Below are 17,722 nucleotides of genomic sequence, written 5' to 3' on the forward strand. Positions count from 1 at the left end.
TAAGCTATCAGTTTGGATTTTAATTAGTTGCATTTTCTCTCAATTAGTTATATAATACATAGATGAAAGGTACTTGTGTAAGTATACAAGTTATTCTTTTCACAAATTAGAGAAATTGTTCTCTAAAATAATAATTTGATTTTCATAAGGAGGAAATCTTTAATGGTAGTTAAAGTTGGTATTAACGGATTTGGACGTATCGGACGTCTTGCATTTCGTCGTATTCAAAATGTAGAAGGTATTGAAGTAGCTCGTATTAACGACCTTACTGACCCTAAAATGCTTGCTCATTTATTAAAATATGACACAACTCAAGGTCGTTTCGATGGTGACGTTGAAGTTAAAGAAGATGGCTTTACAGTTAACGGAAAATTTGTGAAAGTTTCTGCTGAAAGCAATCCAGAAAACATTGATTGGGCTAGCGACGGTGTTGAAATCGTTCTTGAAGCAACAGGATTCTTTGCAAGCAAAGCTGGCGCTGAAAAACATTTACATGAAAAAGGTGCTAAAAAAGTTGTTATCACAGCTCCTGGTGGAAACGATGTTAAAACAATCGTATTTAACACAAACCATGACGTTTTAGATGGTAGCGAAACAGTTATTTCTGGTGCTTCATGTACTACAAACTGCTTGGCACCTATGGCAGCAGCTTTGAATAACGCTTTTGGTGTTCAAGTTGGTACTATGACAACAATCCATGCTTACACTGGTGACCAAATGACTCTTGATGGACCACACCGTAAAGGTGACTTCCGTCGTGCACGTGCAGCTGCTGAAAACATTGTTCCTAACTCAACAGGTGCTGCTAAAGCTATTGGTTTAGTTATCCCAGAATTGAATGGTAAACTTCAAGGTCATGCACAACGTGTTCCTGTACCAGTTGGTTCATTAACAGAACTTGTTACTATTTTAGATAAAAAAGTAACTGTTGAAGAAGTTAATGCAGCAATGAAAGCAGTAGCAAACGAAAGCTATGGCTACACTGAAGATGAAATTGTATCATCAGACATCATTGGTATGACTTACGGTTCATTGTTTGATGCGACTCAAACTGAAGTTACTGAGTCTGCTGATGGAAAACAATTAGTTAAAACAGTTTCATGGTATGACAATGAAATGTCTTACACTGCACAACTTGTTCGTACACTTGAGTACTTTGCAAAATTGTCTAAATAAGCTTAAATAAGAGAGATGCGTGAGCATCTCTTTTTTGCTGAAAATAATCAGAAAATCCTTGCTATCATTACTTTTTATATCGTTTTTGATGAATTTGTGATATAATTATCTTATTAAAAAATAAGGAGTCTTAATTAAATGGCTAAACTAACTGTTAAAGACGTTGATTTAAAAGGCAAAAAAGTTCTCGTTCGTGTTGACTTTAATGTGCCTTTAAAAGATGGTGTTATTACTAACGATAACCGTATTTCTGCCGCATTACCTACTATCAAATATATTATTGAAAATGGTGGACGTGCGATTTTATTCTCTCACTTAGGACGTGTAAAAGAAGAAGCAGATAAAGAAGGTAAATCACTTGCACCTGTAGCACTTGATCTTGGAAAGAAATTAGGTCAAGACGTTGTTTTTCCTGGTGTGACACGTGGTGAAAAATTAGAAGCTGCTATCGCTGACTTGAAAGATGGGGATGTTCTTCTTGTTGAAAACACTCGTTTTGAAGATGTTGATGGTAAGAAAGAATCAAAAAATGACCCTGAACTTGGTAAATACTGGGCAAGTTTAGGAGATGGTATTTTTGTTAATGATGCTTTTGGAACAGCTCACCGTGCCCATGCTTCAAATGTTGGTATTTCTGCTAACGTTGACAAAGCTGTTGCTGGCTTCTTGTTAGAAAATGAAATTGCCTATATTAAAGAAGCGGTAGAAACGCCTGAGCGTCCATTTGTAGCGATTCTTGGTGGTTCAAAAGTATCTGATAAGATTGGTGTTATTGAAAATCTACTTGATAAGGCTGACAAGGTGCTTATCGGTGGTGGAATGACTTATACCTTCTACAAAGCACAAGGTATTGAAATTGGTAATTCATTAGTAGAAGAAGATAAATTAGCTGTTGCTAAAGCACTTCTTGAAAAAGCTAATGGTAAATTAATCTTACCAGTTGACTCAAAAGAAGCAAATGCTTTCGCTGATTACACAGAAGTTCGTGATACTGAAGCTGAAGCAGTTTCAGAAGGTTTCCTTGGACTAGACATTGGACCAAAATCAATTGCTAAATTTGATGAAGCTTTGACTGGTGCTAAAACAGTTGTTTGGAATGGACCAATGGGTGTTTTTGAAAATCCTGACTTCCAAGCGGGAACAATCGGAGTAATGGATGCGATTGTAAAACAACCAGGTGTTAAATCAATCATTGGTGGTGGTGATTCTGCTGCAGCTGCTATTAACCTCGGCCGTGCTGACAAATTCTCATGGATTTCAACTGGTGGTGGTGCGTCAATGGAACTTCTTGAAGGAAAAGAATTACCAGGTCTTTCAGCACTTACTGAAAAATAAGAGATAATTTTTGTGAAACAGCAGGCTTTGTGTCTGCTGTTTTTCGTTTTATAAGAAAAGCAATATCTTGACAAACAAATGATATTATCTTAGAATTTAAGTGCTTGCTAAGCAAAAAGGTAGGGGATAATGAAGTATAGATTTAATCGCAAAGAGATGAAAATAGGGATGCGAACGGCAAAGACTGGTTTGTCAGTTTTTACCGTCTTATTACTTTTTCATTTTCTAGGTTGGGAGGGCACACAGATTGCCGCTTTAACAACTGTTTTTAGTTTAAGAGAAGATTTTGATAAAAGTGTATCGTTTGGCTGGTCTCGCGTGATCGGAAACAGTATCGGAGGGTTTTTTGCTCTTGTTTTTTATTTAGTTGATGGCTTTTTTCATAGTTCTTTTTTAGTGACTTTATTTCTTGTTCCCATCCTAACCATGTTAACGATTGTTTTAAATGTGGCTATTGATAATAAGTCCGGTATTATTGGTGCGACAGCAGCACTCTTGATTATCACCTTGTCAATCCCTTCTGGGGATACCATTGTTTATGTTTTTGCAAGGGTTTTTGAAACCTTTGTTGGTGTGTTTATTGCCATTATTATTAATAGTGATGTTGATAAGTTACGCCAGTATTTAACTAGAAAATAGAATGTCAGTCATCTATGTTATATTTTATGACATGAACGGTTGACTTTTTTTTGTTTTACTTATATAATGAACAAGAAGAAGGGGGTAATCGGCATGAAAGAAAAAGAATTAAGACGTTCATTGGCTGTTTTTCCGATGGGCTCTGTTATGAAGTTAACTGATTTAACAGCGCGTCAAATTCGTTATTATGAAGACCAGGGCCTGATTAAGCCAGAAAGATCAACGGGTAATAGAAGGCTTTATTCACTTAATGATATGGATTTGTTGTTAGAAATAAAAGATTTTATTAATGAAGGCAAACTGATTGCTGATATTAAAAAACAATACGAGCATCGTGATGAAAGTCAGTTTACTGAGGATAAACCACTCTCTGATACTGAAGTTCGCCGTATTTTATATGATGAATTTGCTAAACAAAGCGGTTTTTCTACCCCTTCAACTGCTATTAGTGACCTTAACCTCTTATAATTAAAAAGGAGAAATGATGACAATTACAGAAAAAACCATCCGTCGTGAGATTGAAGAAAAAAATGTGACCTTTTTACGTCTCATGTTTACTGATATTTTGGGAACCATGAAAAATGTTGAAATTCCTGCAACAAAAGAACAGTTAGACAAGGTCTTATCTAATAAGGCAATGTTTGATGGCTCTTCCATTGAAGGCTTTGTCCGCATTAATGAATCTGATATGTACCTTTATCCTGATTTATCAACCTGGACAGTTTTTCCTTGGGGAGATGAAAACGGTGCAGTGGGTGGACTCATTTGTGATGTCTATACTGCTGAAGGGCAGCCCTTTGCAGGTGACCCGAGAGGAAATTTAAAACGTAATATTAAACGTATGGAAGAATTGGGCTTTAAGTCCTTTAACCTTGGTCCAGAGCCAGAGTTTTTCCTTTTCAAGATGGATGAGAATGGGAAGCCCACTTTAGAAGTGAATGACCGTGGTGGTTATTTTGATCTTGCCCCTACAGACTTAGCTGATAACACACGTCGTGAAATTGTGCGTGTTCTAACAGAAATGGGCTTTGAAGTGGAGGCGAGTCATCATGAGTGTGCTGTTGGTCAGCATGAAATTGATTTTAAATATGCTGATGCCTTGGCAGCTTGTGATAACATTCAGTTGTTTAAGTTGGTTGTTAAAACGATTGCTAGAAAACACGGTATGTATGCTACATTTATGGCTAAACCTAAGTTTGGAATAGCAGGCTCTGGTATGCACTGCAACATGTCACTCTTTACTGATGAAGGAAATGCCTTCTTTGATGAGAATGATAAAAGAGGCATGCAACTGTCTAAAACAGCCTACCATTTCCTTGGTGGTTTGATGGCACATGCTTATAGCTATACAGCCATTACAAATCCAACGGTTAATTCTTATAAACGTTTGGTGCCAGGCTATGAAGCGCCTGTCTATATCGCTTGGGCAGGTCGTAATCGTTCTCCTTTAATCCGTGTTCCAGCTTCACGAGGGGCAAGCACACGTTTGGAATTACGTTCAGTTGATCCTACTGCAAATCCTTACTTGGCGATGGCTGTTTTATTAGCGTCTGGTCTAGATGGTATTGTTAATAAAATAGAAGCACCAAAACCAATTGAGACCAATATTTATGCCATGACAGCAGAAGAACGTAAAAAAGCAGGCATTGTTGATTTACCTTCTACCCTTCACAATGCTTTAAAAGCCTTGAAAAAATCAACTGTTGTCAAGGAAGCCCTCGGAGATCATATCTATACTAATTTTTATGATGCTAAGCGTATTGAATGGGCCAGCTATGCTTCTTATGTGTCTCAGTGGGAAATTGATAACTATCTTGAATTATATTAAAACCTAGTTAAAAGGCAAGCTTATCAGGCTTGTCTTTTTTTTGTTAATGATTTTCTTTACAACTGTTATCTGACTTTAAACAAATTGACATATTAATAGCTTATGATAAGTATAAAACTGGATTCAAAGGAGAAAAAAGTGAAAAAAGTAAAGCAAACATCAAAATTATGGTTACAACAATTAATGCTAGTTGGTGCAGTGTCAGCAACGACTCTTTTAGCTAACGAGGTAGCTTTGGCAGATGAACATGTGATTCAAAATGGTGATTCTTTCTATAGTATTGCACAGCAATATGGTATGGATATGTATGAATTGGCAGCAATGAATAATCTTGATGTTTCAAGCCTTATTCTCCCTGGTCAAGTATTAACTGTTTCAACTCCAGCACCAGCTCCAGTAGAGGTTTCTCAAGGAACTGAAGGGTATACAGGTAGTTACCCAATTGGTCAATGTACTTGGGGTGTTCAACAATTAGCACCTTGGGTCGGTGAATGGTGGGGCAACGGTGGCGATTGGGCCGGAACTGCTTCTTGGTTAGGCTACCAAATTGGTAAAACACCTATGGTTGGTTCAATCATTTGCTGGACAGATGGTGGCTATGGTCATGTGGCTTATGTCATTGATGTTCAAAGTGAAACAAGTATTCAAGTATTAGAAGCAAACTTTAATGGTCAACAATGGATTGATAACTACAGAGGTTGGTTTAATCCGTATGATGGGGTGACACCAGGTGAAGTGACTTATATCTATCCTTATTAATGGTACTGTAAAAACGCTCATCGCTTGCGATGAACGTTTTTATGATGGATTGGTTAAACAATGTGATAAAAAACGCTAGATATTTTATCTAGCGCTTTTTTTATTATTTATCGGGTGTTAAAATCATCGGAATGATGATTGGTTCACGTTCTGTTTTTTCGTATAGGAAAGGACGAAGAGCATTTACGATAGAACCATTTAAGGACTGGATGCTAGCATCCTTGTTTTTGAGTGCAATCCTAATAGTATTAAAGAGAAGGCGTTGGGTTTCTCTGATTAAGTCACCTGACTCTCTCATATAGATAAAGCCACGACTAAGGATATCTGGTCCAGCTAAAATCATTTGAGAATCAAAATCGACTGTAGCAACTGCAAGCACCACACCGTCTTCTGATAAATCACGACGATCTTTTAAAACAGCAGCACCGATATCGCCAATACCTTTACCATCAACATAGATGTCTTGGGCATTGAATTTGCCAGCCATACGAGCTGAATCTCTGGTTACCGCCAATACATCACCATTTTCCATGATAAAGATATTTTCTTTTGGGATACCAGTATCATTAGCAAGTCCAGCATGAACTTTTTGCATACGGTATTCACCGTGGACAGGCATAAAGAATTTTGGCTTAATCAGACTAAGCATGAGTTTTTGCTCTTGTTGACCACCATGTCCTGAAGTATGGACGGTATTGACTTTGCTATGGATAACTTCTACGCCAGCTTCTTGGATGGTGTTGATTAGTTTATTAACACTGGTTGTGTTTCCAGGAATTGGGCTAGATGAGAAGATAACAGTGTCTCCTTGTTGGAGGGAAACTTGTCTGTGTGTTCCGTTAGCGATGCGAGATAGAGCAGCCATTGATTCTCCTTGACTTCCCGTACAAAGAATCATGATATCACTAGCATTGTAGTTTTTAATGTCTTTTGGTTCAATAAAGGTTCCCTTAGGCACTTTAATATAACCAAGTTCAGTCCCGTTGACCATGGCTTTTTCCATTGAACGTCCAAAAACAACAATCTTACGACCTGTTTTAACGGCCGCTTGTGCTGCTTGTTGCAGACGGAAAATGTTTGAGGCAAAAGAGGCAAAGATAATCCGTCCATGAATGCCTTCGATGATTTTTGTGATGGATTGTCCAACGACTTTTTCAGAATTGGTAAAGGTTGGAATCTCAGCGTTGGTTGAATCTGACAAGAGAAGCAACACGCCTTCTTCTCCTAAAGCAGCCATTTTGTGAAGATCAGCAGGCTTACCAACGGGTGTAAAGTCAAACTTGAAGTCTCCAGTGGCTACAATTTTTCCTTCAGGTGTATGGATAACAATACCAAGAGGTTCTGGAATCGAATGGGTGGTATCAAAGAAGGTCACGCTTAAATTTTTAAAAGTTAATTTAGTTTTGTCATTGATTTCAAATAATTTAGCATCACGAAGCAGACCATGTTCTTCTAATTTACCACGGATAAGCGCTAAGGCAAGTGGAGAAGCATAAATAGGGATATTCACTTGTTTGAATAAGAAGGGAATCCCACCAATATGGTCCTCATGGCCATGAGTGATAACGAGTGCTTTCACTCGGTCAATATTTTCGACGATGTAAGAGTAGTCTGGAATAACATAGTCGATACCAAGCAGGTCATCTTCTGGGAACTTGATTCCGGCATCAACAATGATGATTTCGTCTTGGTATTCAATACCATAGGTATTTTTACCAATTTCTCCAAGCCCACCAATAGCATAGACGCCTACTTCATTAGGTTTTAAATTGATTTTTGACATATTTTATAACTCCGTTAATTCAAAAGCACCAGTCTCTTTTTCATAAGCAAGATGCTTTTCTGAGAGTGCTTCAATATATTCTACATTAAAATTTGTTTTTTCTTCCACGAGTTGACGAGCAATGATTCGTCCTTGTAATTCACTGTCAGCAGTGATATCTAAATAGAGTGATTTGGTTTGTTCGCGACGTGGGTTATTGTCTTTATTGTCTTGATAAAAAACTTTATAAATCATAATTTTTTCCTTTTCTAAGTAACGATGGCTTTTTAACTACAAAAAAACGCGCCAAATTGTTGACAAATTTGACAAAAAAACTATTTCATTTTCATTGTGTAGTATATTTTATCCTGATTCGTTGCATTTGAAGTCATTATATCATACAATATTAGATATAATCAAGTAAGGGAATTTAAATAATGAAAGTTTTAGCGTTTGATACATCAAACAAGGCCATGTCGATTGCTTTATTAGAAGACGAGACACTATTGGCTGAAATGACTTTAAATATCAAGAAAAATCATAGTATTAGTCTGATGCCATCAATTGATTTTTTGATGGCACAAGTAGGTTTAACGCCAAAAGACTTAGAGAGAATTGTTGTTGCTAAGGGACCTGGTTCATATACGGGTTTAAGGGTGGCTGTTGCAACAGCTAAAACGCTAGCTTACACTTTAAAAATTGATGTCGTTGGCGTCTCTAGTTTAGCTGCAATCGCCTTAAATGCTAAACAAAATGGTCTTGTGGTACCAATTATTGATGCTAGACGACAAAATGTCTATGCCGGTTTCTATCGTCACGGGCAATCTGTTAAATCAGATCAGCACATGAGTTTTAGTGATGTTTTAGCGAGTCTTACCGATGAAGACGATGTTAGTATTGTCGGTGAAGTTGATGCTTTTTATGAAACAATCAAAGAAAGCCTACCAAAAGCCAAGATTTTGGCGGTTTTACCAAGTGCTTATGAGATTGGTAAGTTAGGGTTGACGCTTCCAGCAGAGACTGTTGACTTTTTTGTGCCTGAGTATTTAAAACGCGTTGAAGCAGAAGAAAATTGGTTGAAAACTCACGAACTAACCAATGAAGACGATTTTATTAAGCGAGTTTAAGATGTTATCAAAAATGGAAAAAGTAGAGATGATTCACACCATTTTAGAGGATGTCTACACTAGTTCTCCTTGGAGTAAACAACAGATTCAAGCAGACCTTGAAAAAGAAAGTACAGACTACTTTTTTGTCTATCACGAAAAAGAAGCAGTTGGCTTTTTAGCGATTGAATACCTTTATGGTGAGTTAGAAATCACTAATATTGCCGTCAAAAGTGCCTTTCAAAACAAGGGTTTTGGCAAGGCCTTATTACAACAGTTGGTTGATAAGCCAGAAGTTGTTTTTTTAGAAGTTAGGGCCTCTAATATAAAAGGGCAAACTTTCTATCAAAATAATGGGTTTAAACCAGTTGGAAAAAGACCAAACTATTATCACAATCCAACAGAGGATGCTGTGATTATGAAGCGAGAAGAAAACAATGAAAGATAGATATATTTTAGCAATTGAGTCCTCTTGTGATGAGACAAGTGTGGCTGTATTAAAAAATGAAGCAGAACTTTTATCAAACGTTATAGCTAGTCAAGTAGAGAGTCATAAACGTTTTGGTGGTGTGGTTCCTGAGGTGGCCAGCCGTCACCATGTGGAAGTCATCACTGTTTGTATCGAAGAAGCCCTAAAAGAAGCGGGCGTTGAGACAAGTGAGTTAGATGCCGTAGCGGTCACTTATGGACCAGGACTTGTTGGTGCCCTTTTAGTGGGTATGGCTGCCGCCAAGGCTTTTGCATGGGCCAACAATCTGCCTTTGATTCCTGTCAATCATATGGCAGGGCATTTGATGGCAGCTAGAGACGAAGGGGAGTTGACTTATCCTTTACTAGCTTTACTGGTCTCTGGTGGACATACAGAATTGGTTTATGTTCCTAAACCAGGAGAATATCACATTGTTGGTGAGACACGTGACGATGCTGTCGGTGAAGCCTATGACAAGGTAGGGCGCGTGATGGGTCTTTCCTACCCAGCGGGTCGTGAAATTGATGAGTTGGCCCATAAAGGTCAAGACAGATATGATTTTCCTCGTGCCATGATTAAGGAAGATCATTTGGAATTCTCTTTTTCAGGCTTGAAATCAGCTTTTATCAACCTTCATCATAATGCTGAACAAAAAGGTGAAGAACTGGTTTTAGAAGACTTGTGTGCCTCTTTTCAGGCAGCCGTTTTAGATGTCTTACTAGCAAAAACCAAGAAAGCCCTCAAGCAATACCCAGTCAAAACACTAGTTGTTGCTGGTGGGGTTGCTGCTAACAAAGGATTAAGAGAGCGCTTGGCCAAAGAAATCACAGAAGTGCCTGTTGTCATTCCCAAACTACGTCTTTGTGGTGACAATGCTGGTATGATTGCTTTTGCGGCGGCGGTTGAATATGAACAAGGTCATTTTGCAACGCTTGACTTAAATGCCAAACCAAGCCTAGCTTTTGATACCTTATCCTAATCCTTTTTAAAAAGAGTTGTGAGGATGAATAAATGATTAGAACAGCACAAACATCAGATGCACAAGCCCTCAGAGATATCTGTGATATTAGTCTAGGGTATAGTGTTTCAACGGAGTTGGTTCGAGAACAAATCGCTCGCTTAACCAAAGATCCTAATCAGTATTTGGTGGTTTTTGAGGAGGAGACTAGTCAAACGGTGACTGGTTTTCTTCATGCGAGTCGCTATGAAAGTATTTACAGTGAAGCAGGTTTTAATATTATGGGGCTTGCTGTCCATCCTGACTATCAACATCGAGGAATGGGAAAAAGACTCTTACTTGCACTGGAGGATGAAGCAAAGAAAAGACATTATTCCTACATTCGCTTTAATTCAGCGGACCACAGAAGAGCGGCGCATGCCTTTTATGAGCGGTGTGGTTATGTGTCTGATAAGATACAAAAACGCTTTTTAAAACAATTTGAAGATTAAAAAGGACGGGTAGTCATACCTGTCCTTTCTTGTTTATTTTTAGCTTATTTCTTTAATCGTAGTGCGGCATACCCGCCACCCAACCAGTACAAAGAGCAGAAGTGATGTTGAAACCACCCGTGTGGGCATTGATGTCTAGGACTTCACCGGCAAAATGAAGACCAGAAACTTTTTTACTCTCCAAAGTTTTCGGATTGATTTCTTTGAGATCAACGCCACCTTTTGTGACAAAGGATTTAGGCAGTGACATTTTGCCTGTGACCACGATAGGGTAGTTTTTAAGGGCATCTAATAGTTTTTCCTCTTCTTTGAGCGTTAGCTGTTTGACTTTTTCTGGATAGTTGCTTGCTAAAAAGTCAGCAAGGCGTTCTGGGAAAAATTGCTTTAAGGCATTTTTCAAAGACTTTTCTCGGTTTTCTTTTAAGTAAGTAAGCAAATCCTCCTTTGACTCTTGAGGGAGAAAGTCGATAAAAATTGTTTCCCCACCACGAACAAAACTAGAAATTCTGAGCGCTGCTGGGCCAGATAACCCAAAATGTGTAAAAAGGAGATCATGAGTGATGATATGTTTTTGAAAAGTGATGGTGATATCATCAAGAGAAATGCCTTGGAGGGCCTTATGTGGAAAATCAGTCAAAAGCGGGCTTTCTGCTGGTTCAAGGTCGGTCACGGCAAGCTTAAAGTGTCTGGCAATTTCGTAGCCAAAACCAGTTGACCCTGTTGAGGGATAAGTTTTACCACCTGTCGTCACAACAAGTTTATCACAAGTAAACTCTTCGTCGTGAGATTTGATGTGAAAGCGTTGGTCACTTTTTTTAACAGAGACCACTTCAAACCCCGTTTTAATCTGACCTCCAAGTTCAGTAATCTTATTTTCCAGACAAGAGATGATGGTTTTAGATTTATCAGTCGTTGGAAAGACACGACCATGGTCTTCGACTTTTAGGGCAACACCATTATCTGTGAAAAACTGGATGATGTCATGATTGTCAAATTGGGAAAACACACTGTAGAGGAAACGACCGTTACCAGGGATACCTTCTAGTAAGTCTTCTAGGGTGCCGTTATTGGTGACATTGCATCTGCCACCACCTGTTCCAGCTAGTTTTTTACCTAGACGTCGATTTTTTTCTAAAAGGAGAGTGGTTTGGCCATAAAAACTTGAGGAAATGGCAGCCATCATTCCTGCAGGGCCACCGCCAATAATAATCGTATTGTAATGTTTCATACTGTCATTATAACATAGCTTTTTTAAAAGCCCAGCAACCAAAAAAATATTTTTTTCTAGCAGAGAATAGTCCAGCGTCAAATAGCTGATAAGTCCTTGTTTTTAAGGATAAAAACAAGTCTCTTAAGGGCTTTCTAAAATTGACATTATTGTAAGGTTATGATACTATTTCTATAAGTATAATGTCAGGATAAAGAGGGAATTATGGCGATTGAAAAGACAGTCAGCGAATTAGCTGAAATTTTGGGAGTTAGCCGTCAGGCAGTTAATAACCGTGTCAAAACACTTTCTGAGGAAGATGTCGATAAAAATGATAAAGGGGTTACTGTCGTTACTCGCAGCGGTCTTATTAAATTAGAGGAAATTTATAAAAAAACGATTTTTGAAGATGAGCCGATTAGTGAGGAAGCAAAACAGCGTGAGCTTCTTGAGATTTTAGTGGATGAAAAAAACACTGAAATTACACGTCTTTATGAGCAAATCAAAGCCAAAGATATTCAAATTGCTGAAAAAGATAAACAATTGAGTGTTAAGGATGTTCAAATTGCTGAAAAGGATAAACAGCTTGATCAACAACAACAATTGACCCTGACTGCCATGAAAGAAAAGGAAACACTTCTCTTAGAGTTGGAAGAAGCTAAGAATGAGGTGGAAGAAACAAAACACAAGGCTGAGCGCACACAGGCGCAACAAGTTGCTAGAAAAAAAGGGTTTTTTGCCCGTTTATTTGGAAAATAAAGTCTCTGCTCTGATGGGAGGCTTTTTCTTTAGATGAGGTCATGTTATGGAACACTTAGACACCTATATCGCTTTTGACTTGGAATTTAATACGGTTGATCATGTCAGTCATATCATCCAGGTATCAGCGGTGAAATATCACAAGCACCAAGAAGTTGCGACGTTTGATACCTATGTTTATACAGAGGTACCCCTACAAAGTTTTATCAATGGGTTGACTGGGATTACAGCAGACAAGATTAAAAAGGCACCAGCTATTGAGACAGTGATGGCAGATTTTAAGGCATTTGTTGCCTCAACGCCTTTGATTGGCTACAATGCTAAAAAAAGTGACCTACCTCTTTTGTTGGCACATGAGTTGGACCTTAGAGAACAGTACTTGGTTGATGTCTATGAAGAAGCAAAGATGAGACGTAGTAAGGACTTAAATGGTATCAGTAATCTCCAGCTTCACACTGTCGCCCAGTTTTTAGAGATTAGTGGGAAAAGCCATAATAGCCTTGAAGATGCGAGAATGACAGCCCTTGTCTATGAAAAGTTTTGCGAATTTGATGACAATATTGCCCTTTTAGACCAGCAAGAAGAAGTGACAAACAATCCCTTTGCCAATTTTAACTTATCAGATATCTTATCTGAATAAAAAAACCGAACGCTCTGTTCGGCTTTTTTGTTAGAAGGGTAATTTACCAGCAAAGGCACCCATGGTTTTTTGTGTTTCGTCTTCGATTTGTTTCAAGGCATCATTGACTGCTTGAATGGTCATGTCTTGAAGCGTTTCGACATCCTCTGGGTCAACAACATCACTCTTAAAATCGATTGACACGAGTTGTTTATCACCAGTAAAGGTTGCAACCACTAGGTCTTGCGCTGACTTGCCGGTAAAAGTAGCAGCTGCTAATTCAGCCTGTTTCTTTTCCATTTGCTTTTGTAATTTTTGTGCCTGTCTCATAACGTTCTGCATATTCATCATGATGTTTAGTGTCTCCTTTGTTTATCCTTAAAATCATATTTAGACTGTTCTTTATAAACGGTCTTTTTAGCTAATGCTTATTATACCATGTTTGAGAGAGAAGACAAAATGGATACCATTCATAAATTATTATTAAAATGCTGTTTGGCGTGATACAATAATGATAGTAAGAAATAGTTTAAAAATAGAAGAAATTTAGAAAGTCTATCAATTTTTAAAACTGGTAAAGTGAATCGAGGTGAAATAAAAAAGTATACAATATTGTTTCAAATTTTCATAGTAACTTCAACTGATAGCAAGGATTAAAACATTTAAAAATAATAGTGAAATATAGCGTGGAGTAGGAGGGAATACTATGCCAAGACCAAGAACAAAAGAAGATTTAATGATTGCTGCGAAAGAAAACTATGAGAAGTTAAACGTATTGATTACTAAGCTGTCTGAAGAAGAATTAAGTACACCTTTTGACTTTTCAAGTGATGAAAAAAAGAAAGAGGCACATTGGAAAAGAGACAAAAATCTAAGAGATATTTTAATCCATTTATATGAATGGCATCAACTTCTTTTAAATTGGGTAGATACAAATTTAAAAGGTGTGCCAAAACCTTTTATCCCAGCGCCATATAATTGGAAAACTTATGGAGATATGAATGTTGAGTTTTGGAAAAAACATCAAAATACTTCTCTTGAAGATGCAAAAGAAATGTTTCATAAATCTCATAAAGACATTTTAGAATTAGCTGGAAGATTTACAAATGAAGAATTGTTTTCAAAAGATGTCTATAAGTGGGTAGGAGGAAGTGTACTTGGTTCGTATTTTGTAAGCACTACTTCAAGCCATTATGATTGGGCGATGAAGAAATTAAAAGCACACCAAAAAAATTGTAAGAAAAAATAAGTAGATATAGAGATGAGAATGTGCATTTTAGTTTTGGAGAAAAGCTTTCTGTAGGAGTAATCTTAGCGAATCAGAGTGTTGATATTCATTCAAAGAATTAAAACTGGTAAAAATAATTAAGAATAGTCACATTAAAATTAAAAAAGCTCTCAGATTTTCTGAGCGCTTTTTGTGTGTAGAAAAATACTGTTCGTGCCTATTTTTTGTCTTATTGTGTTAAATTCTAGCTTATATTATTTTCTAATATACATTGACAGGTGAGGTATATATGATTATAATATAGGTGAGGGAGGTGAGTGGATGCTTATCATTTCAGATGTTATCCGTGGGTATACAGATACAATCCTATTGGCACAGTTGAAAAAAGGAGATAGCTATGGGTATGAAATAAATAAAACCATTCAAGAAATTAGCAAAGGAGAATTTGAACTCAAAGAAGCCACTCTTTACACAGCGTTTCGAAGATTGGAGAAAGACGGCTATATTACGTCGTATTGGGGAGATGAAAATACAGGAGCGAGGCGAAGGTATTACACTATCACGCAAAAAGGCATCACCTTGTATGAAGAAAATTTAAGGGATTGGACCACTATAAAAAACATGATTGGAGAGTTATTGAGATAAGGAGGGGAACATGAATAACAAAATAAAAAATTATGTAGAGGGTTTATTTGTGGATATTCCTAGGAGTAAAAAAGCCAATGAGTTAAAAGAGGAATTGTTATCCAATATGTCAGATAGATTTGATGACTATGTGAAAGAGGGCAAGTCAGAAAATGAAGCGTACAGTTTGGTAATAGCAAGTCTAGGAGATATAGATGAACTTTTGTCAGAAATCACACCTACAGAAGAATTTTTCAAAGAGGCAAGGTATTTCAGAGATAGAAATGCTAAGTATAGTGCCATAGGTGTCTCCTTATACATTGTAGGACTAACTTTTTTAATAGGTTTTGGAGGACTTGGATATTATTTGGGAGATGCTGGTTTTTATGCTATTGTTGGCGTGCTGGTGATGCTTTTTATTACCGCTATAGCGACAGCTCTGCTAGTGTATAGTAGTAAATCTACCCCTTTGGAATACAAAGATTATAATGAGAAGAAAAATAGAGAATATCATTATTTCAATGAGAAGCAAAAAAGAGCTTTGAAATTGACAAAGAGTATCTATTGGCCTTTGGTAATATGTCTCTATTTTTTCGTGAGTTTCACCACAAGGGCATGGCATATAACTTGGATGATTGGGATTTTGGCCGGTGTATTTGAAGCTATTATAAAAACAATTATTGAAGTGAGGTTTGAAGATGAGTAGAAAAGGATTGTTACTATTTCGCTTGATTGCTCAAATGTTATTGTTTTTAGTATTGTTAGGCGTTTTTTTAGGATTGATGGGACATTCCAGAGAACTTCCTTTTTTTAGAAACCAACCATCTTTTAGTAGTATGTATGACACTAACAGAGAAAAGTTTTTTGAAGAAATAGAAAGTAGTCATACAAGGGATAGGACTTTTTCCGGAGTACAAAAGGTAGATATATCTTTAGAAGATGCGGATCTTGTCATCGTAGAGGGTCAAGGTAAGGAGGTTGTAGTAAGAGAGTATTCCAATTTTCCACATACAAGCAAAAAAGAGGAAATGACATTTTTTCAAAAAGAGGGCACATTATATATTCAACAACAAAAAGAAAAAAAATTATTTTTTATCTCTAAAGAGGAACACGGGGTCGTTGTAGAAGTTCCTAAAGAGCTTATATTGGATTATAATTTGTCTGTGGTTAGTTCGAATATCCAACATGATGTGAGGAGTAGAAGCCTAGAAATGGAAGTGGTTTCTGGAGACGCTACTATTTATCAAGGAGGAGAAAGGTTATATATGCAGACAGTAAGTGGAGATATGCATGTATATCAGGACTTTGATAGAATAGAAGGAGAAAGCGTGAGTGGCAATTTTGCTCTTGTAGCAGGAACAAATAATAAAGATATCTCTGTGGAAACCAAAAGTGCAGATGTTAAAATACAACTAGGTAAAGAGGTTGACTATGTTGTAGACTATGCTACAGTAAGTGGAGAGGCAAAAGATACTTATACAGGAAAAACCTACTCTAAGTCAGGCAAGATAACAAAAGGGGAGCCGACTTTAAAGATAGAGTGTAGCACCATTAGTGGGGATTTGAAACTGGAAAATTGGATAGAAGAATAGACTATTGAGAATCATGGCTAGATAAAAAATTGTTTAGCTCAGGAGCAAGGTTTCTTCAAAGGATTGTTTTCATAGATTATCTAACTCAAAATTAAAAAACGCTCAGATTTTCTGAGCGTTTTTGCGTAAAAAAATACTGTTAGCATCAATTTTTTGTCTTATTGTGATAAATTTTAGCTTGTTTTAGCCAATTTTTTGAAATAAAAAAGGCTTTGAATCACTATTTTTTATAAAAAGCTTTAAAGAATCGTGGAATCGGTTTTTGCATAGTTATTTTTAGCTAATCAAAAGCCAATTATTTGTAAGAAAGATAATTTTTTATTTTAAAATGCTGATAGTGATAAAGCAACGTCTGATAGGAACTATTTACATCATTTTATCATCAACGGCTTAAACTTTATCTTTCTTTATAGAATCTTTAAACTTATTTTCTATACTACTAATAAGTAAGAAAAGGAGAATTGGCAAATGAGTAAATATATCTTAGAGACAAAAAAATTAACCAAGATTTTTGGGAAACAAAAAGCTGTTAATAATGTGTCATTAAAAATTGAAGATCATTCCGTTTATGGTTTACTTGGGCCTAATGGTGCTGGGAAATCTACTACTTTGAAGATGTTTACAGGTATGTTGCATAAATCATCAGGTGATATCACATTTAAAGGTCATCCATGGAGTCGGGATGATTTATCAGATATTGGTGCATTAATTGAGACGCCTCCTCTATATGAAAACTTAAGTGCTAGAGAAAATCTTAAAGTGAGAACACTACTACTTGGTTTACCCGATTCAAGAATTGATGAGGTCTTAGAAATCGTTGATTTAAAAAATACGGGGAAAAAGAAGAGTAGTCAGTTTTCTTTGGGAATGAAACAAAGACTGGGAATTGCAATTGCTCTATTAAACAATCCTCAACTGTTGATATTGGATGAACCAACAAATGGATTGGATCCACTAGGGATTCAGGAATTAAGGGACCTCATTAGGAGTTTCCCAGAAAAAGGCATTACCGTTATTTTATCTAGTCATATTCTGGCAGAAGTGGAACAAATTGCTGATCATATTGGCATCATTACTGATGGGGAGTTAAAATATCAAAATATCATTGATCCTAACGAAAATTTAGAAGACCTCTTTATGACTGTTGTTAAAAATGAAAAGGAGGGATAA

Annotated in this window: 21 protein-coding genes; 17 read left to right on the forward strand and 4 right to left on the reverse strand. The window is 36.9% G+C overall.

The features are described 5' to 3' along the window. The first annotated feature begins 162 nt into the window (after positions 1-162). The 6 genes from gap (at position 163) to JHK62_RS05820 (ending at position 5,737) form a co-directional block, all read left to right on the forward strand. Positions 163-1,176, forward strand: a complete 1,014-nt coding sequence (gap, locus tag JHK62_RS05795; protein WP_199575824.1) for a type I glyceraldehyde-3-phosphate dehydrogenase — start codon at positions 163-165, stop codon at positions 1,174-1,176. Positions 1,177-1,314: 138 nt separating this feature from the next. Then, positions 1,315-2,511 (forward strand): phosphoglycerate kinase, encoded by a 1,197-nt coding sequence (locus JHK62_RS05800; RefSeq protein ID WP_199575825.1) that lies wholly within the window; start codon positions 1,315-1,317, stop codon positions 2,509-2,511. A gap of 129 nt (positions 2,512-2,640) precedes the next feature. Next, complete coding sequence (locus JHK62_RS05805) at positions 2,641-3,150, forward strand: FUSC family protein (RefSeq protein ID WP_199575826.1); 510 nt, start codon at positions 2,641-2,643, stop codon at positions 3,148-3,150. A 93-nt stretch (positions 3,151-3,243) separates the two neighbouring features. Beyond that, positions 3,244-3,618: a MerR family transcriptional regulator gene (locus tag JHK62_RS05810; RefSeq protein WP_199575827.1), complete on the forward strand. Its 375-nt coding sequence runs from the start codon at positions 3,244-3,246 to the stop codon at positions 3,616-3,618. A gap of 16 nt (positions 3,619-3,634) precedes the next feature. Continuing rightward, a complete protein-coding gene (gene glnA / locus JHK62_RS05815; RefSeq protein WP_199575828.1) occupies positions 3,635-4,978 on the forward strand; it encodes a type I glutamate--ammonia ligase in 1,344 nt (447 codons plus the stop codon). Between the two features lie 183 nt (positions 4,979-5,161). After that, the gene (locus JHK62_RS05820) at positions 5,162-5,737 is read left to right on the forward strand and encodes a CHAP domain-containing protein (RefSeq protein ID WP_425507451.1); all 576 of its coding nucleotides are present in this window, start codon (positions 5,162-5,164) and stop codon (positions 5,735-5,737) included. 103 nt (positions 5,738-5,840) lie between these two features. Here JHK62_RS05820 and rnjA read toward each other — a convergent pair whose 3' ends face one another. Together rnjA and JHK62_RS05830 are read right to left on the reverse strand one after the other, a co-directional pair. Then, positions 5,841-7,520, reverse strand: coding sequence for a ribonuclease J1 (gene rnjA / locus JHK62_RS05825; RefSeq protein ID WP_199575830.1), 1,680 nt, complete (start codon positions 7,518-7,520; stop codon positions 5,841-5,843). 3 nt (positions 7,521-7,523) lie between these two features. Beyond that, positions 7,524-7,754 carry a DNA-directed RNA polymerase subunit epsilon gene (locus JHK62_RS05830; protein ID WP_199575831.1) on the reverse strand — a complete coding sequence of 77 codons (231 nt, stop codon included), beginning with the start codon at positions 7,752-7,754 and terminating at the stop codon, positions 7,524-7,526. A gap of 182 nt (positions 7,755-7,936) precedes the next feature. Here JHK62_RS05830 and tsaB point away from each other — a divergent pair, with 182 nt between their 5' ends. From tsaB to JHK62_RS05850, 4 genes are read left to right on the forward strand one after another with little or no spacing between them, the layout of a single operon-like run. Then, entirely contained in the window at positions 7,937-8,626 is a 690-nt protein-coding gene (gene tsaB, locus JHK62_RS05835) for a tRNA (adenosine(37)-N6)-threonylcarbamoyltransferase complex dimerization subunit type 1 TsaB (RefSeq protein ID WP_199575832.1), read from the forward strand. 1 nt (position 8,627) lies between these two features. Then, positions 8,628-9,053, forward strand: a complete 426-nt coding sequence (gene rimI, locus JHK62_RS05840; protein ID WP_199575833.1) for a ribosomal protein S18-alanine N-acetyltransferase — start codon at positions 8,628-8,630, stop codon at positions 9,051-9,053. Continuing rightward, positions 9,043-10,053, forward strand: coding sequence for a tRNA (adenosine(37)-N6)-threonylcarbamoyltransferase complex transferase subunit TsaD (gene tsaD, locus JHK62_RS05845; RefSeq protein ID WP_199575834.1), 1,011 nt, complete (start codon positions 9,043-9,045; stop codon positions 10,051-10,053). The genes rimI and tsaD overlap by 11 nt, the downstream gene beginning before the upstream one ends. A 32-nt stretch (positions 10,054-10,085) precedes the next feature. Next, on the forward strand, positions 10,086-10,523 hold the full coding sequence (locus JHK62_RS05850) for a GNAT family N-acetyltransferase (RefSeq protein ID WP_199575835.1): 438 nt from the start codon (positions 10,086-10,088) through the stop codon (positions 10,521-10,523). 52 nt (positions 10,524-10,575) lie between these two features. Here JHK62_RS05850 and aao read toward each other — a convergent pair whose 3' ends face one another. Next, a complete protein-coding gene (gene aao / locus JHK62_RS05855; protein WP_199575836.1) occupies positions 10,576-11,751 on the reverse strand; it encodes an aminoacetone oxidase in 1,176 nt (391 codons plus the stop codon). A 204-nt stretch (positions 11,752-11,955) separates the two neighbouring features. Here aao and JHK62_RS05860 point away from each other — a divergent pair, with 204 nt between their 5' ends. Together JHK62_RS05860 and JHK62_RS05865 are read left to right on the forward strand one after the other, a co-directional pair. Then, positions 11,956-12,489: a DUF536 domain-containing protein gene (locus JHK62_RS05860; RefSeq protein ID WP_199575837.1), complete on the forward strand. Its 534-nt coding sequence runs from the start codon at positions 11,956-11,958 to the stop codon at positions 12,487-12,489. 46 nt (positions 12,490-12,535) lie between these two features. Next, entirely contained in the window at positions 12,536-13,129 is a 594-nt protein-coding gene (locus JHK62_RS05865; protein ID WP_199575838.1) for a 3'-5' exonuclease, read from the forward strand. Positions 13,130-13,159: 30 nt separating this feature from the next. Here JHK62_RS05865 and JHK62_RS05870 read toward each other — a convergent pair whose 3' ends face one another. Further along, positions 13,160-13,459: a YbaB/EbfC family nucleoid-associated protein gene (locus JHK62_RS05870; RefSeq protein WP_199567907.1), complete on the reverse strand. Its 300-nt coding sequence runs from the start codon at positions 13,457-13,459 to the stop codon at positions 13,160-13,162. Positions 13,460-13,814: 355 nt separating this feature from the next. On the opposite strand from JHK62_RS05870, the gene JHK62_RS05875 reads away from it, so the two are divergent. The 5 genes from JHK62_RS05875 (at position 13,815) to JHK62_RS05895 (ending at position 17,722) form a co-directional block, all read left to right on the forward strand. Then, entirely contained in the window at positions 13,815-14,357 is a 543-nt protein-coding gene (locus tag JHK62_RS05875; protein WP_199575839.1) for a ClbS/DfsB family four-helix bundle protein, read from the forward strand. 300 nt (positions 14,358-14,657) lie between these two features. Next, positions 14,658-14,981: a PadR family transcriptional regulator gene (locus JHK62_RS05880; RefSeq protein ID WP_199575840.1), complete on the forward strand. Its 324-nt coding sequence runs from the start codon at positions 14,658-14,660 to the stop codon at positions 14,979-14,981. Positions 14,982-14,991: 10 nt separating this feature from the next. Beyond that, positions 14,992-15,666 carry a permease prefix domain 1-containing protein gene (locus JHK62_RS05885; protein WP_199575841.1) on the forward strand — a complete coding sequence of 225 codons (675 nt, stop codon included), beginning with the start codon at positions 14,992-14,994 and terminating at the stop codon, positions 15,664-15,666. Beyond that, positions 15,659-16,552, forward strand: coding sequence for a DUF4097 family beta strand repeat-containing protein (locus JHK62_RS05890; RefSeq protein ID WP_199575842.1), 894 nt, complete (start codon positions 15,659-15,661; stop codon positions 16,550-16,552). Before JHK62_RS05885 ends, JHK62_RS05890 begins: the two co-directional genes overlap by 8 nt. Before the next feature lie 468 nt (positions 16,553-17,020). Further along, positions 17,021-17,722, forward strand: coding sequence for a lantibiotic protection ABC transporter ATP-binding protein (locus tag JHK62_RS05895; protein ID WP_199575843.1), 702 nt, complete (start codon positions 17,021-17,023; stop codon positions 17,720-17,722).

This window comes from Streptococcus pacificus, from assembly GCF_016481305.1.
Lineage (GTDB): Bacteria > Bacillota > Bacilli > Lactobacillales > Streptococcaceae > Streptococcus > Streptococcus pacificus.

What these genes read in the sequence shown, in the direction of transcription:
- gap (WP_199575824.1), top strand. Translation starts at nt 163, where the DNA reads ATGGTAGTTAAAGTTGGTATTAACGGATTTGGACGTATCGGACGTCTT.
- JHK62_RS05870 (WP_199567907.1), bottom strand. Translation starts at nt 13,459, where the DNA reads ATGATGAATATGCAGAACGTTATGAGACAGGCACAAAAATTACAAAAG.
- JHK62_RS05880 (WP_199575840.1), top strand. Translation starts at nt 14,658, where the DNA reads ATGCTTATCATTTCAGATGTTATCCGTGGGTATACAGATACAATCCTA.
- JHK62_RS05890 (WP_199575842.1), top strand. Translation starts at nt 15,659, where the DNA reads ATGAGTAGAAAAGGATTGTTACTATTTCGCTTGATTGCTCAAATGTTA.
- rnjA (WP_199575830.1), bottom strand. Translation starts at nt 7,520, where the DNA reads ATGTCAAAAATCAATTTAAAACCTAATGAAGTAGGCGTCTATGCTATT.
- aao (WP_199575836.1), bottom strand. Translation starts at nt 11,751, where the DNA reads ATGAAACATTACAATACGATTATTATTGGCGGTGGCCCTGCAGGAATG.
- JHK62_RS05860 (WP_199575837.1), top strand. Translation starts at nt 11,956, where the DNA reads ATGGCGATTGAAAAGACAGTCAGCGAATTAGCTGAAATTTTGGGAGTT.
- JHK62_RS05895 (WP_199575843.1), top strand. Translation starts at nt 17,021, where the DNA reads ATGAGTAAATATATCTTAGAGACAAAAAAATTAACCAAGATTTTTGGG.
- rimI (WP_199575833.1), top strand. Translation starts at nt 8,628, where the DNA reads ATGTTATCAAAAATGGAAAAAGTAGAGATGATTCACACCATTTTAGAG.
- JHK62_RS05800 (WP_199575825.1), top strand. Translation starts at nt 1,315, where the DNA reads ATGGCTAAACTAACTGTTAAAGACGTTGATTTAAAAGGCAAAAAAGTT.
- JHK62_RS05850 (WP_199575835.1), top strand. Translation starts at nt 10,086, where the DNA reads ATGATTAGAACAGCACAAACATCAGATGCACAAGCCCTCAGAGATATC.
- JHK62_RS05810 (WP_199575827.1), top strand. Translation starts at nt 3,244, where the DNA reads ATGAAAGAAAAAGAATTAAGACGTTCATTGGCTGTTTTTCCGATGGGC.
- tsaD (WP_199575834.1), top strand. Translation starts at nt 9,043, where the DNA reads ATGAAAGATAGATATATTTTAGCAATTGAGTCCTCTTGTGATGAGACA.
- JHK62_RS05830 (WP_199575831.1), bottom strand. Translation starts at nt 7,754, where the DNA reads ATGATTTATAAAGTTTTTTATCAAGACAATAAAGACAATAACCCACGT.
- JHK62_RS05865 (WP_199575838.1), top strand. Translation starts at nt 12,536, where the DNA reads ATGGAACACTTAGACACCTATATCGCTTTTGACTTGGAATTTAATACG.
- tsaB (WP_199575832.1), top strand. Translation starts at nt 7,937, where the DNA reads ATGAAAGTTTTAGCGTTTGATACATCAAACAAGGCCATGTCGATTGCT.
- glnA (WP_199575828.1), top strand. Translation starts at nt 3,635, where the DNA reads ATGACAATTACAGAAAAAACCATCCGTCGTGAGATTGAAGAAAAAAAT.
- JHK62_RS05820 (WP_425507451.1), top strand. Translation starts at nt 5,162, where the DNA reads ATGCTAGTTGGTGCAGTGTCAGCAACGACTCTTTTAGCTAACGAGGTA.
- JHK62_RS05885 (WP_199575841.1), top strand. Translation starts at nt 14,992, where the DNA reads ATGAATAACAAAATAAAAAATTATGTAGAGGGTTTATTTGTGGATATT.
- JHK62_RS05875 (WP_199575839.1), top strand. Translation starts at nt 13,815, where the DNA reads ATGCCAAGACCAAGAACAAAAGAAGATTTAATGATTGCTGCGAAAGAA.
- JHK62_RS05805 (WP_199575826.1), top strand. Translation starts at nt 2,641, where the DNA reads ATGAAGTATAGATTTAATCGCAAAGAGATGAAAATAGGGATGCGAACG.